Below are 14,311 nucleotides of genomic sequence, written 5' to 3' on the forward strand. Positions count from 1 at the left end.
ACCGGCATTTCTTTCTAAATTGCCGCCACTCTGCAAAAAAAAATCAGCACAACTCTTAAAACCTCATCTGATAGCGTTGAATCAAAACCATAACAAATCCCTCGACATCATGGAGCCTCGGTGCGTGTGCTGAACTTTCGGGCAGTCATCGTGAAATGAAGAAATAGAGTTTTCGAATTAATATTATGCGCATTTCGGTTACCCAATATTCAGCGTTGCTTTCCTCATTGGGGGAGGGCCGGAAGAAGATTCTTTTGAGACATTATGCCTATGGCCCTTTTTTGAATACTCTGCTACTCGCCAGGGCAATAGGGTACAAAGACGAGAGCGCGGCCAACCTGCACATAGGAAGCATGGGTCGCTCTTTTTGTGAGCAACTGGGCATTTTGCCTAATCAGACGTATACCAGGTCAGGAATCGAATTGCCCGCTTATTTTACGGCGGTTCATAACTATGGGGAGCTCGGCTGGGAGTTGTCGCCAAACCTGAAAAAGGCTATGGAACAATTAGAATGGGTAACGCAGGCTGGTCTGCTTGGTCATGATATTCTCACCACGGAAGAAGCGCTTATCGATCGGAAGCTATTCCAGGAAGGGAAGTTATTACAGGTACAGGTGAACCGCTATGAGCGTGATCCTAAAGCCCGTAAAGCTTGCCTGGCTTTGCATAAGCCTTATTGTGCCGGATGTGCGGTTGACTTTAAGAAAATGTATGGAAGTGATATCGTCGATATAATCCACGTTCACCATATTAAACCACTGGCTGGTTACAGCAAAAAGCGTGTAACGGACGTCGCTAAAGATCTGGTACCACTTTGCCCTAATTGCCATGCGGTGGTGCACTCTGGGAAAAAACTTATGGCCATTTCTGAATTGAAGAAGCGGCTTGCAAGTGGTCAGGATCATTCACAGCAAACAAGAAAAAAGAAGCTGCTAAAATAATGCCCATGAAACAATTAAGCGACGTATCGCCGTCAAAAGCTACAGCTGCCAAAACACTCTATGAGGCACTTAAGGTGCTGAACGAAGAAGGCAATGGGCTTCCGGGAAAGGAGGTGATTGAACGTGCCGGGAAGCGGCTTAGTTTGACGGATTGGGAAAAGGAGATTTATGAGAAGACCGGTTACGTCCGCTGGATTGCGATTCTCCACTTCTACACGGTAGACGCCACCAAAGCGGGCTACCTGCGTAAAAGCAAAGGTGTATGGTATATTACACCGGAAGGAGAGTCGGCCTTGAAAAAATATGGTCCTGTAGAATTATTGGAATCAGCTACCGCTGCCTACCGAAAGTGGGACGCCGACCGAAAAAACAACAAGGCACCGCAAGCTGCCGACGAACCGCCTGAGCTGGATGGCTTCAGCGTGCAGGTACAGAAGGCGAACCTCGACCAGCTGGAAGAGCAAGCCATTTCAGGGATCAAAGAATTTATTGTCAAAAAGAATCCCTACGAGTTTCAAGACCTGGTAGCTGCACTACTGCGCGCCATGGGTTACTATACCCCTTTCATTTCGCCCAAGGGTAAGGACGGCGGGATAGACATCATTGCCTACCAGGATCCACTCGGAGTCAAAACCCCCCGCCTCAAAGTGCAGGTAAAGCATTACCCGCAGAATCCCATTGCTGCAGATGCCATTCGTAGTTTGAAAGGTCTGATCAATGGAGGAGAGGAGGTAGGGCTTTTTGTTACCAGCGGTCGATTCAGCAACGAGGCCGAACGCTTTGCCCGTGAAGCTAATGTGCATATCAAATTGATCGATGGCGAAGAGCTGATCGATCTCTGGAGACAATTCTATCACCAGCTTACAGACGAAGACAAGAACTATTTGCCGCTGCACCCCGTCTACTTTCTGGGCAGTAATGAATAATACAGAAAACGACCCGCGCCGGCGGGTCGTTCTTTTATTTTCCTTTTCCCTTCGGCGCGGCCTTCGGGGTCGGAGGCGGTGGCGACCCTTTGGGCAGGTTATTACTACGTCCGCTGCCGGATTTCATGCCTGGCTTTGTTGAGGGTCCGTTGACTAATCCGTTTGCCATAAAAATCAATGGGATAGAAGTTACAAGCAAGACGATTCAAAAAAATATTTTCCCAAACCCTATGTCGTTTCAAAACCTTTTTTTAAGTTAGCTGTCGAATCCAGCATCCGTTCCTATTCCAACTTCAGATAGCCAACCAAACCATCTACACAGTACCTGTTACTAACCTGGACCAACGCCAGCCGATCCATCGTCCTTTGAAAGTGGCTCATTTTCAACGTTTTATTGCTATGCGGCATTCAGTTCCGGCGTAGAAGCAGTCTGCGGTGCGGCATACACCGTCTGCCAACGGCCCTTTACGGTCTGCCAAACGCGGCATACAGGCTGACAGGAGGCGCAGACAGTCTGCCAACCGGTACGTACCGTCCGCCAGAAGCAAGGTACATCGTGCCAGGCGGCGTGTGCAGTCTGCCAATTGCCGTGTACGGTCTGCCAGGCGCCCGGTACATCGTGCCAAACGACACGTACATCGTGCCGGAACGATGCAGACAGTCTGCCAAACGGCAGTGACGGTCTGCCAGGCATAACTGCAAAACGGGAAAGAGCCCATGTGACACCTGTTAACCTGTGAGCAACAGCACGCGACTTTGGGAATTACCATTCTTCATAATCAAAACACAGTTTTATGAACAAGCGCAACCTCGCACGTGTCGGCATGCTGGATGTCATGCTCCTCTTTTTCCTGAAATACGCCGCCACGATCGACCGGCTTCCGGCACTACGCGCCGCCGTAAATCGCTTCATCGATTTTCTGAAGCAAACAAAACGAGCGATGGAGGAGGAAAAGCTGGTGTCCTCTGGCATCACTACCGATAAGGAAAAGCAGCGCGACCTCCTGAGCAAGGATACGTTGGTGATCGCCGGCGCGGCCGCGGCCCTGGCCCACGAAAAAGGCGATGCCGTCCTGGAAGGCGAAATGACGCTCAGCCGCCGCGACCTCGACCGGCTTCCCGGTGCCGATTTTCTCGCTAAAGTGCGCCGCGTGGCTACCGTCGCCAGCGGGCAACTCGCCAGCCTGGAAGATTACGGCATCAGGGCTGCCGTACTCAATTCCTTCAACACCCTGGCCGACATCTATGATGGCAAAGCGCCCGCGCCCCGCGCCGCCATCAACCTCCGCTCAGATGCCGGCGAACTGGCCGCCGAGCTCGTTGCCCAGACCAACGCCATCCTCAAAAAGACCATCGACAAGCTCGTGCTGCAATTTGAAAAGACCGACCCCGAATTCTATGCGCAATACTGGAAGAGCCGCATCATCGTCGACGCCGCCACCTCGGGCACCTCGCTCGTCATCGACGTCTCCGGCCCCGACGCGCAACCCCTCGCCGCTGCCGAAGTACGCATCGAAGGCACCGGCGTCAAAGGCATCACCGACGCCCACGGCAAGTGCATCCTCAAAGACCTCGAGCCCGGCACGAAGAAGATCACGATCGCGCACCGGGATTATACACAGAAGACGCTGGAGGACGTGAAGCTGAAGGCCGGGAAGAGCAATAAGGTGAAGGCGGCGCTGTGACCACCTTTCGTTTTCGGTAACGGTTAGCCGGAAACGATTTGGTTTTTCTCAAAAGAACCCTATCTTTAGTTCCTGTCTTGGAGAGGCCGTTTGTGCTCTACATGCAGTTGGTTTAGGTGAACGGCCGGACTTTTGTTCGGCCGTTACATTTTCCGGCCGCGGGTAGCAACGGGGCCTCGGGCCAGGCAGCCTTTTTCGACTTCAACCAACTGCGATGCACCTGCTCTTCCTGTTCTTCCTGGCCTTCCTGCACCCGCCGCAAGACCGCAGCGTATATGTATGCACCGGTCCGAAAGCCTATGCGTATCACTTCTCCGCCAGCTGCCGCGGGCTCAACCGCTGCAGCACCGCCATCATCGAGGAGGCCGTCTCCAAAGCGGTCGCCGACCGGCGCCGGCCCTGCCAGCTCTGTGCCGGCAGCGCGGTGGTCCCGGTGCGTGCGGAGGTCGCCCCTGCCAGCGACGGCCAGTGCCGCGGCACCACGCTGAAGGGCGCCCGTTGCCGGCGCCGCGCCGGCGCGGGCGGCTATTGCTACCAGCATGGATAGTGCTTACATTCGTCCCTTCAAACCAACTGATATGTCTGCAGACAAGGAACCCTTGTTTTACTTCCGCCTTGCCCATACCCTGAATACCGGCTACCGCGAGGCGCTGCTGGCGCGCCAGGCCCGCTTCCGCGGAAGCCGGGGCTCCATCGCGCTGATCTCCCACCAGGCCCAGCGCCCGCAGGCGGGGATCCCGAAACTTTGCAACAACCAACTCCGCAACGAAGCAGCGGTGCAGGCGCTCTTCAGCGCTTACGATGCGCTGCCCGATCCCGGCCGCAAGCTTCCCGAGAAGCGGGTGCAAGCGCACCTGCTGCTGCTGGCGCTCCGCGGGGAGCTCCCCGCCGGCTGCCCCTATCGCCTCGTGACCGACGAACTGGCCCTGCCCAGGCCGGGGGCGGAGCCCGGCGGCCGGCTGGTGCTCGACATCATCGGCTTCAATACCGCAACCGACGCGCTGGTGCTGGGGGAACTCAAATACGGACGCCAGCTTTCCGAGCTGACGCGGCAGCTCGACGAGGCCCGCGCCTGCGTGGCCGCCGACCCGGACTTCTTCAGCGAGCTCCTGGCGATCCACGGGTTCCACTGGAAAAACCCCGCTGCCATCGAGCAGGTGCTGGTATGGCCCCATTCCGATTCCAGGCGCGCACAGGCGCCGCCGCCCGGGATCCGGGTGATCGGGTACGAAGAGGCGGGTGATACCTACCACTTTCATTATTCCTGAGACGCACTTCCGAAGCGAAGCGCACGCTTCACGCGGCTGTAAGGCAGTGGGGGCGTGGTTGCCGCCATTCCCCCTTACTTTTGTCCGTCATGGCCAAACAGCAAACGACCCAGCCGCTCACGCCGCTCATTACCCCCGCCGACAGCTTTCTCCGGGCGCTCGCCCACCAGCGCTACCCCGGCGGCATGACCGTGTCGCACGAAGAGGGAGACCTTGCCGCGGCCCGGGAAACCGTCCGCCTGTTGAAAGAAGGACATACGATCCTTTACGATGCCTGTGTAGCGCAGGAGGGCATGCTGGCCGTGCTCGACGTGCTGGTGCAACGACGCGGCAAGTGGGTGGGCCTCCTGCTCCGTCCGAGCACGCGGCCCAAGGAAAAGCATTTCCTCGACGCTGTACTCATGGGGCAGCTCTGGGCCGACGCCGGTTACCCGCTCGACGAGACCGTATTATTACTGCTCAACAGCCAGTACATCCGCCGCGGCGGCCTCGACCCCGAAGGCCTGTTTGCCGAGGAGCGCCTGCGCCGCATCCGTTTCGGGCCCGCCGAAGTGCGTGGCCGCATGCAGATGCTGAAGCGCATGGCCGCCAAAGGCCGCGAGCGCGCCGCCCGCGGCATGCCGGCGAAAACAAGTTCCTCTTACGCCTCCGCGCCGCCGCCGGCTACCGAGGGTCCCGTAGAAATACAGGTGGATGCGGAACCGTTGCAGGCTTTTGTGCGCGCCATCGGCTACCCGCGCTTTTTTATGGACTTTGAATCCTACCAGGTGGCCATCCCTGAGTGGGACGGTCACTGGCCCTTCCGGCAGCTGCCCTTCCAGTTTTCGGTGCACCGCCAGGAGGCGCCCGGCGCGCCCGTGGAGCATATCAACTTCATCGCAGAAGGCGCCGACGAGCCGGTGGCCGCTTTCGGTAAGGCACTGCTCGACGCGGTGGGCACCGAAGGCCCCGTGCTCGTGTATAACCGCGACTCGGAGCAGCTCATACTCGACCAGCTGGAGCGCGATCACCCGCAATGGAGCGGTGCCCTCGAAGCGCTCCGCCAGCGCCTCGTCGATATCCAGGCCCCTTTTGTAGCCGGCTGGGTGCGCATCCCCGCCAACGGCAACAAGCTTTCCCTCAAATACGTACTGCCGGCGCTCGTGCCCGATATGAACTACACGGCCCTCAACATCGCCGACGGCGAAGAGGCGCACCTCGCCTACAACCGCCTCCGCCAGTCGAAAGACGAAGCGCAGGTGGCGCAGATCCGCGAAGACCTCGCCGCTTACTGCGCGGTGGATACGCTTGCGATGGTGAAGATCCTCGAGCGGCTGGAGCAGCTGGCGTAGCCTGCCACCCGGTTCGGAGAGACATCTTCGACTGCGCTCAGGGGGATACGGTGAGCGCCGTCGGCTCCTGCGTTTTTTCCCGCTGCAGGAGGCGCCGGATCATCGCTACATGCGACAGTAAAACGATCGGTACAACAAATCCGGGCAGCAGCGTGAATGGAAAATAGCCGATCGCCACCGCGGGCTGATCGAAGGCGAAGCGTTGCAGCACCGTGGGCGCCGAGAGAAAGGCATGGTACACCACGTTTGCGAGCAGCCCGAGGCAAAGGATGTTCCAGAGCAGCAGTCCGAAACGCCCGATGGTCGATTTTACAAACGTAAAATAGTAAAGGACGGGCGCCGTCAGCCCGGACAGCACATCGAGGTTGCTTCCTTCAAACGTAAGCAGGGTCGGGATGACCCGGTGCAGCGATAGTGCCCAGAGCACCAGCTCCACGGGCAGGCGAACGGTGTGCAGCAGCGTCAGCGTGCCGGCATCGAGCCGGTCGAGAAAGCGGCGGCCACGCTTCATAGCCAGAAGCGTTACGAGCAGCACCAGTGGTGGCAGCACCAGCAGCAACATCCGCGGCGGCACCGCCTGGAAGCGTACATAAAACCCGTTCAGCGACAACAGGAACTGCAGCGTGAGCCAGGCCGCGATGCCGGTGAGCACCGCCCGGTGAAAAGAAGCTGCCTGGGCCAGGGCGAAGGCGGTGGCAAATACGATCAGTAGAAATACGGCCGGCAGGTAAGCGGGTAGCTGGTCCATATGCGTTGGTTTATCCTACAAAGGAACCACGGATTCGTGGATTGAGCTAGTCAGCAACAGGGTTCGTAGCCTCATTCTCCTGCCGATGCGCTTCAGCGCACCGCCTGCACGAGCTCGCCGCTGTCTACCAGGCCTTCTTTTTCCCGGATAACCCGGCTTCCCTGCAGGCGGCGAAAGTTGCGGAAGGTGGAAGGGAGGCCTTCGGCTTCGTGGCCGGTGCCGGTGCGGAGCTCGAAGTGCAGGTGCGGCATCAGGGCCGATCCCGACGCACCTACGGCGGCAATGGGCGTGCCCGTAGAAATACGGTCGCCTTTCCTGACGCGCGCGCTGCCTTGCCGGAGGTGCCCGTAGAGTGCCACGCTGCCGTCGCGGTGCCGCACAGCCACGTAGTTGCCATACAGCGCCAGCGCCGAGCGGTGCAGGTCGTCCACATTGAAGCTGCGGTCGTCCAGCGCGGTGTCGCTCACGGCGATGACCTCGCCGGCGGCCGCCGCCCGCACCGTCACCCCAAAGCCGAACCAGCTGCGCATCGAATCGGGCGACGCGCCCGAAGGCTGGCCGGCGCCCTGCGCATCGACCACCAGGAAGTCGTACGAAAAACGCATGAAGTTGCCCTTCAGGCCAAAAGCGCGGATCCGCGGGTCGTCGGCCTGGAAGCGGCGGTGGTGGGCGTAGTAGTCATGCCCGTCGTATACCAGCAGCCGCTCCGCTACCGGTAGATCGAGCAGGGGCGTGCCGGGGCCGGTGGCAGGATGAACGCCCTGGCGCACGCTTACTTCGCTGCCATCGGTACGCGTAAAATGCAACTCGAACTCGAGCGTATCGAGCGGAAGGCCGGCTTCAAACTGGTGAAAGGGATTAAAGAAAAGCGCGTCGGCACCGGGCGGTACCACGCGGTCCGGGATCGTCTGGATGGAGGGGTGCAGGCCATTACCGTCTACGAAGCGCTCGAGCACCGGGCGCCCGGAGCGGTCGCGCACCCGCAGCTTCAGCGCTACAAGGGTAAGCGTGTCGGGGTAGCGGTTTTGCACCAGCAGGTCGAGGTTGAGCACCTGCCGCTTTGCATCGCGCTCGATGTAGGCAGGCGCCGGGCCAATGCGCAGCTGCAGGCTGTCGGCACCCGGGAGAAACGCAAAAAGGAAAGCGAAGAGAGCGGTCATAGTGCGGTTTCGGGGTAAGACGCCCCCCGCGCAGGTGCGGTTACCTGGAAAGCGCCCGGCCATTGGCAATTTTTAACGAATGTGGGTGTTACCTTGCAGGCCCCGCATGCATTCCGAACCCCGCGACCTCCCTGCCCACTACCTGCTGTTGGGTGCCCACTGCGCAAAACGCCTCTGGCTGCAGCGCTATGCGCCCGGCAGCGCCGCCCCCCGCCTGACGGCACCGGCGGCCGGGCTGGCGCTCCTGGCGCGCGGGCTTTTTCCCGGTGGGGTAGAGGTGGCATCCGAAGACCCGGTGGCCGCTACCCAGGCACTGATCGCTGCCGGCGCGCCGATCCTTTACGACGCCGCCTTTCGCTTCAACGGCCTGCTCACTTCCGTAGAAATACTGGTGCGCCGCGGCAACCGCTGGTACGCCTACCAAACGAAGTGCCGCGCCTCGCTGAAGCCCGCCCACCTGCAGGAGGCCGCGCTCCAGAGCTATGTGCTCCGCGGCGCCGGCCTGACGCTTACGGGCAGCACGCTCCTCTACCTCAACAAAGGCTATGTGCGGCAGGGACCCCTCGATGTAGCGCAATTGTTTCTGCGCGTGCACGTCACCAAGCCGGTGCGCGGACTACAGCCGGCCATCGCTACAAGGGTGGATACGGCCCGCCAACTGCTGGAAGCAGCGGAGCGGCCGGAGGCGGAGCAGGGCACGCATTGCGCAAAGCCGCATCCCTGCGGGTTTGCGGCACACTGCGCCGCACAGGCTGTGCCCACAGGGGCGCTGCCCGACAGTACGCCGCTGGTAGACCGCCCCGCATTGAACGCGTTCCTGTCGAACCTGCGCTACCCGCTATCGTTCATGGATTTTGAGGCGTACCAGCCGCCGGTGCCCGAATTTGACGGCCATTGGCCCTTCCGGCAGGTACCCTTTCAATATTCCCTGCACCGCATCGGGGCGGCGGGTGCGCCACTGGAGCACTATTCCTTCCTGGCCGAAGGCGCCGCCGACCCGTCGGGCGCGTTTCTGGAAAGCCTGCTCCGCGACGCCGGCAGTGAAGGCTCGGTGCTGGTTTACGGCACGTCTACCGAACAAGTGATCCTCAGCGGCCTGGCCGCCGACCATCCCGCGCGGCGCGCGCCGATCGAGGCGCTCAAGGCCCGGATCGTGGACCTGTCGCTACCGTTTCATAAAAAGCATGTGCTGCTGCCGGCGCTGGGCGAGCGCTTCTCGCTGAAGGCAGTGTTGCCCGCGCTGGTGCCCGGGCAGGGGTACGACGGCCTCGCCATCACCGATGGCGGCGCCGCGCACCTCACCTTTGCGCACCTGCGCCTGGAGCGCGACCCGGCGCGCGTGGCCCGCACCCGACAAGACCTGCTCGACTACTGCACGCTCGATACCCTCGCCCTGGTGCGGATCCTGGAGCGGCTGCGCGAGCTGGCCTGAGGACGCTATTTCCCGAATAAACCGCCCAGCTTGTCGCCGAGGCCGCCGAGCATACCGCCAAGTCCGTCCGGGGTGATGCTGGGGTCGTTGGGATCGTTGGCTTTGTGGGCCAGCTTCTGGAGCAGGCCGGGTAAGGCACCTGCGATGGCGCCGGTGGCGGCAGGGGGCAGGCCGAGCTTGGAGCCGAGGGCACTGACGATACCGCCCGAGATGGCGCCGGTAATGGGACTGCCCGAGCCGGCCGCCTGCTGCAGCTGGCTCAGTACACCGCCGATGCCGCCGGCCTGTGGCGCCTGTGCGGCCATGCCTTGGGTGATCTGCTTGGCTACTTCCTCGTTTACCTGCTGCTGCTGTCCCTGCGGAATTTGCTGGGCTACCTCGGGGTGCTGCCCGAGGTGCTCTTTTACGAGATTGACTACCTGTTCGAACATATCCTGGTTTTTAGGCAGGGAGAAACACCATAAGCATACCAAACGCGGCCGTCCCCCATTTTTAACCCCTTCCTTGTTGCCCGGGTGGACGGCCTTTTGTACCTTTATTTACATCTTCCCTGCTGAAAAGCCCGTCCGTAGTTCTACCTGCTGCTGCGCACGACCTGACCCATTACCCAAAACAACTCCGCGACCCGGGAGAAAACCAGCTGCTCATGAGCCAACGCTTTTCATTTGCCTCTTTTATCTTACTGCTCCTGTTGCCCTTACTGGGGCCGGCCCAAAGCCGCTACCCCGCGCCCCAGGTGCGGGCCGTTGCCGTTGCGGGCGGAAAATTCCAGCTTGTCGGCCGCAGCAACGGGCAACCTGTTTCGGCACAGCGCTACGACGCCGTAAAGCCTTTTTCCGGGGGCTTCGCCCTCGTGCGTATCGGCACCCAGTGGGGCTTCGTCAACAGCCGCGGTATGCTGGTGCAGCCGCCGGCCTTCGATGAGCTGACCGACTTCGTTGAAGCTTCCACGCTCGCCCGCAGCGGCGGCACCTGGAAGATCGTGGATACAACCGGGCAGGTTCGCCGCACCTTCGACGCTGCTTGGGGCCCCGGGCCGCGTGGCAACAGCGCGCCCATCGCCCAACCGCCGGTGACGCGCGTGCTGACCCCGCACCCCGAGCTGCCCACCCGCATCCAAACCAGCGCCAGCACGGCCGCCGGGCAGTGCCCGCTCAACCTCGACTTCGAGGCCGGTAACTTCTCCAACTGGCGCTGCTTCGCCGGATCTGTGGATGACGACGGCGCCAACAACATCGTTACCGTATCACCGTCGAGCCCGATCAACGGCCGTCATACCATCATTACCCGCAGCGCCAGCAACCCGCTGGATTACTACGGCCGCTTCCCGCTCAACCCGCCCGATGGCAGCCAGTACGCGGTTAAGCTGGGCAACGACAACGTGAGCTACGGCGCCGAGCGCATCCGCTACGTGATCCATGTGCCCAGCCCGGCCAACGAATATTCCGTTCACTTTCAATACGCGGTGGTGCTCGAAAACCCCGATGCCAATTCTACGGGTACGCCCCACGCCGATTGGGAGCAGCCGCGCTTCACCGCCAAGCTGTTCGATTCCGCGTCGGGCGAATTTTTGCCCTGTGCCTCCTTCAACTACGTGGCTTCGCTGGTACCCGGCTTCCAGTTGTCACCCATCACCACCGGGGGGCTCAACTCTTCGCCCCCGGGCGCGCCGATCCGCTACAAGCCCTGGTCTTCGGTGTACGTGAACCTTTCGAAATATGCCGGCAAGACCCTTTATTTTGAATTCACCACCTCCGACTGCACCCTCGGCGGGCACTTTGGCTATGCCTATGTGGATGTATCGGAATGCGGTTCGGCGGCCAAGCTGACCTACAACTGCATTCCGCCGCACGAGACCTTGCTCGAAGGCCCCCCGGGCTTCCAGAGCTACCAGTGGTGGAACCAGAACTTCACCCAGCAACTGGCCAGCTCGCAGAACTTTTCGGTCAACCCCGGGCCCACCATCGGCACCGGCTACTGGCTCATCGTAAAGCCGTTCAACAACACCGACTGCAATTCCTGTAATTGTACGGATACGCTCCACGTGGAGGCGAATCCGGTCTTCCCCACCGCCGTTGCGGGGCCCGACAAGGTGATCTGCGAAACGGGCACCGCTACCCTGGGAGGGGGTGTGGCCGTGCCGGGGAATACCTACAGCTGGTCGCCCACAACCAACCTGCTGTCGCCCACGAGCCCGTCAACCATCTACAACGGTACGGCCAACGGCACCTATATCCTCACCGTGACCGATGCCAACAACTGTACGTCGAAAGACACCGTGGACGTGTCGATCCAGCCCAAACCGGTGCCCGGCTTTACCATCGCCAATACCGCGCTTTGCGCCGGCGACCGCTTCCAGTTTACCAACAGCAGCACCGTGGCGGCGGGCACGCTCAGCTACCTCTGGCACTTCGGCGACGGGCAGACGTCCACCGACCTCAACCCCGAACACATTTATGCGACGGGCGGACCCTACACCGTGAAACTCGTGACCACGACCGGCGCGGGTTGCAAGGACAGCTTCAGCCTGCCCATCACCGTATACCGGAAACCGACGCCGGCCTTTACACTCAACGCTCCGGGGCAGTGCCTGACCAACAACCAGTTTGTATTCAGCAACGGCTCCACGCTCAACGGCGGCACCTTTACCGGTGTCTGGAACTTTGGCGACAACAGTAGTTCTACGGATGCCAACCCGACCCACAGCTACGCCCTGCCCGGCACATACCCCGTGACGCTCGTGCTGACCTCCGACCGGGGCTGCATCGACAGCCTCCGCCGCGATATGGTGGTGGACCCGCTGCCCACGGCGGCCTTCAGCATCAACAACCCGCAGCAGTGCCTCAACGGGAATTCCTTTGCGTTGACCAACGGCTCCACGGCGCCCAACAGCACCCTGAGCTATGTGTTTCATATGTCGGACGGGCAGCCGGACCAAACGGTAGCGAATCCTACCGTATTGTTCAGCAGCGCCGGCTCTTACAGCATTATGCTTACCGTGAGCACGCCCAACGGCTGCGTCCAAAACGTGACCCACCCGGTGACCGTACACCCGAAGCCGAACCCCGTGTTCAGCATCAACAACCCGGGTCAGTGCCTCGTGGGCAACCAGTTCATCTTCACTTCCTCGAGCTCCATCGGCTCGGGTACCTACAGCATCGGCTGGGATCTCGGCGACGGTACGCAGTCTTCGCAGAACAGCCTCGTGCATACCTACTCGACAGCCGGCAACTACACGGCGCAGCTGCTCACTGTGAGCGATAAAGGTTGTAAAGACAGCCTGCGGCTTCCTGTGGCGGTACACCCGATGCCTGCGGCCGCCTTTACCATCAATAATGCAGCACAGTGCCTCAACGGAAACTCCTTTGTACTGAGTAACGGTTCAACGGTTTCTACCGGAACCATGACCTACCAGTGGAGTTACAGCGACGGCGGATCGGCCACGCAGACCAACCCGGTATACAGTTTCGCTGCCGATGGTCCTTATTCCATCGCCCTGGCAGTGACCACCGATAAGGGTTGCACCGGCAGCATCAGCAAGCCCGTTACGGTGCATCCGAAGCCCGTGCCGGCCTTTGTGCCCAACACCGCACAGCAATGCCTCCGCGGCAACAGCTACCAGTTTGCCAGCAACGCATCGATCCACGGCGGCACCTTCACCTACCTGTGGCACTTCGGCGACGGCGCTATCTCCACGCTAACCAACCCGACACATGTCTATACCGTCGGCGGCCCCTATTCGGTGCGCCAGGTGCTGACGAGCGACAAGGGGTGCAAAGACAGCATCGATGTTCCGGTGAACGTGGTGACGAACCCTCTGGTGAGCACCGGCGTCACGCCGCGGCAACAGGACCTCTGCGAAGGCGACAGCCTGCAGCTCAATGGCGCTGGTGCGGTGCAGTATACCTGGAGCCCCGGCAACAGCCTGAGCTGCACTGCCTGCGCCAGCCCGAAGGCTGCTCCCGGCACCGATCAAACTTATTATGTAACGGGCCTCGACGCCGTGGGTTGCCCCGGCACCGACACGGTGGTCATTACCGTACGTCACCCGATCCAGGTAACGGCCGCCGGTATCGTGCTGTGCAGCCGCGTGCCCGGACAGCTTGCCGCACAGGGTGCGAGCACCTATAGCTGGACGCCCGCCACCGGCCTCAGCAACCCCGCGTTGTCCAACCCCACCGTGGTGCTCGACAGCACACAGGTGTACCAGTTGGTGGGCTACGACAGCGTTCATTGCTTTACCGATACGGTGAACGTGCTGGTGCACGTCAACCCCTCGCCCGGTGTGGACGTTGGCCCCGACCTGGCGCTGCCCACGGGCTCCGTGCAGCAACTGCAGCCCGTAGTGACCAATGGCCCCATCGTGAGCTGGACCTGGCTCCCGACGCAGGACCTGAGCTGCAGCACCTGCCCGAACCCCACGGTATCGGTGCATCACGATCTTTTCTACGTAGTGAAAGTGGTGAACAATTTCGGCTGCCGCTCGAGCGACACGCTGCGGATCGCGGCCTTCTGCAAAGACGCGCAGGTGTTTGTGGCGAATGCCTTCACGCCCAACGGCGACGGCGTTAACGACGTGCTCTTCCCACAGGCGACGGGCATCGCGAAAGTGAAATACTTCCGCGTTTTCAACCGCTGGGGCGAGCTGCTCTTCGAGCGCACCGAGTTCAACCCGAACGACGCGCGCTGGGGCTGGGACGGCAAGATCCGCGGCGTGGCGGCAACGCCGGATGTATTTACCTGGACCGCCCAGGTAGTTTGTGAAAACAAAGTCGAGTATTCCCTCAAGGGGAACGTCTCGATCCTAAAATAACGTGTGG

General features: G+C 60.8%; 11 protein-coding genes. 8 read left to right on the forward strand and 3 right to left on the reverse strand.

The genetic code is table 11. The features are described from left to right. Positions 1-185 precede the first annotated feature (185 nt). The 6 genes from E0486_RS00970 (at position 186) to E0486_RS00995 (ending at position 6,151) form a co-directional block, all read left to right on the forward strand. Positions 186-941, forward strand: a complete 756-nt coding sequence (locus E0486_RS00970; protein ID WP_131850262.1) for an HNH endonuclease — start codon at positions 186-188, stop codon at positions 939-941. Positions 942-946: 5 nt separating this feature from the next. Next, positions 947-1,867, forward strand: a complete 921-nt coding sequence (locus tag E0486_RS00975) for a restriction endonuclease (RefSeq protein ID WP_165917138.1) — start codon at positions 947-949, stop codon at positions 1,865-1,867. 794 nt (positions 1,868-2,661) lie between these two features. Beyond that, positions 2,662-3,552: a carboxypeptidase-like regulatory domain-containing protein gene (locus E0486_RS00980; RefSeq protein WP_131850264.1), complete on the forward strand. Its 891-nt coding sequence runs from the start codon at positions 2,662-2,664 to the stop codon at positions 3,550-3,552. A 214-nt stretch (positions 3,553-3,766) separates the two neighbouring features. Then, positions 3,767-4,099: a DUF5763 domain-containing protein gene (locus E0486_RS00985; protein WP_131850265.1), complete on the forward strand. Its 333-nt coding sequence runs from the start codon at positions 3,767-3,769 to the stop codon at positions 4,097-4,099. Positions 4,100-4,130: 31 nt separating this feature from the next. Further along, positions 4,131-4,820 (forward strand): hypothetical protein, encoded by a 690-nt coding sequence (locus tag E0486_RS00990; RefSeq protein WP_131850266.1) that lies wholly within the window; start codon positions 4,131-4,133, stop codon positions 4,818-4,820. Between the two features lie 89 nt (positions 4,821-4,909). After that, the gene (locus tag E0486_RS00995) at positions 4,910-6,151 is read left to right on the forward strand and encodes a DUF2779 domain-containing protein (protein ID WP_131850267.1); all 1,242 of its coding nucleotides are present in this window, start codon (positions 4,910-4,912) and stop codon (positions 6,149-6,151) included. 37 nt (positions 6,152-6,188) lie between these two features. Here E0486_RS00995 and E0486_RS01000 read toward each other — a convergent pair whose 3' ends face one another. Both E0486_RS01000 and E0486_RS01005 read right to left on the reverse strand, forming a co-directional pair. After that, positions 6,189-6,899, reverse strand: coding sequence for a hypothetical protein (locus tag E0486_RS01000; RefSeq protein ID WP_131850268.1), 711 nt, complete (start codon positions 6,897-6,899; stop codon positions 6,189-6,191). 92 nt (positions 6,900-6,991) lie between these two features. Beyond that, positions 6,992-8,059, reverse strand: coding sequence for a M23 family metallopeptidase (locus E0486_RS01005; protein ID WP_165917139.1), 1,068 nt, complete (start codon positions 8,057-8,059; stop codon positions 6,992-6,994). A gap of 106 nt (positions 8,060-8,165) precedes the next feature. On the opposite strand from E0486_RS01005, the gene E0486_RS01010 reads away from it, so the two are divergent. Continuing rightward, positions 8,166-9,491, forward strand: a complete 1,326-nt coding sequence (locus E0486_RS01010) for a DUF2779 domain-containing protein (RefSeq protein ID WP_165917140.1) — start codon at positions 8,166-8,168, stop codon at positions 9,489-9,491. Positions 9,492-9,496: 5 nt separating this feature from the next. Here E0486_RS01010 and E0486_RS01015 read toward each other — a convergent pair whose 3' ends face one another. Then, positions 9,497-9,922 carry a hypothetical protein gene (locus E0486_RS01015; RefSeq protein WP_131850271.1) on the reverse strand — a complete coding sequence of 142 codons (426 nt, stop codon included), beginning with the start codon at positions 9,920-9,922 and terminating at the stop codon, positions 9,497-9,499. Positions 9,923-10,137: 215 nt separating this feature from the next. On the opposite strand from E0486_RS01015, the gene E0486_RS01020 reads away from it, so the two are divergent. Continuing rightward, positions 10,138-14,304, forward strand: coding sequence for a PKD domain-containing protein (locus E0486_RS01020; RefSeq protein WP_131850272.1), 4,167 nt, complete (start codon positions 10,138-10,140; stop codon positions 14,302-14,304). Positions 14,305-14,311 lie beyond the last annotated feature (7 nt).

The organism is Flaviaesturariibacter aridisoli, assembly GCF_004343705.1.
GTDB classification, from domain to species: domain Bacteria; phylum Bacteroidota; class Bacteroidia; order Chitinophagales; family Chitinophagaceae; genus Flavisolibacter; species Flavisolibacter aridisoli.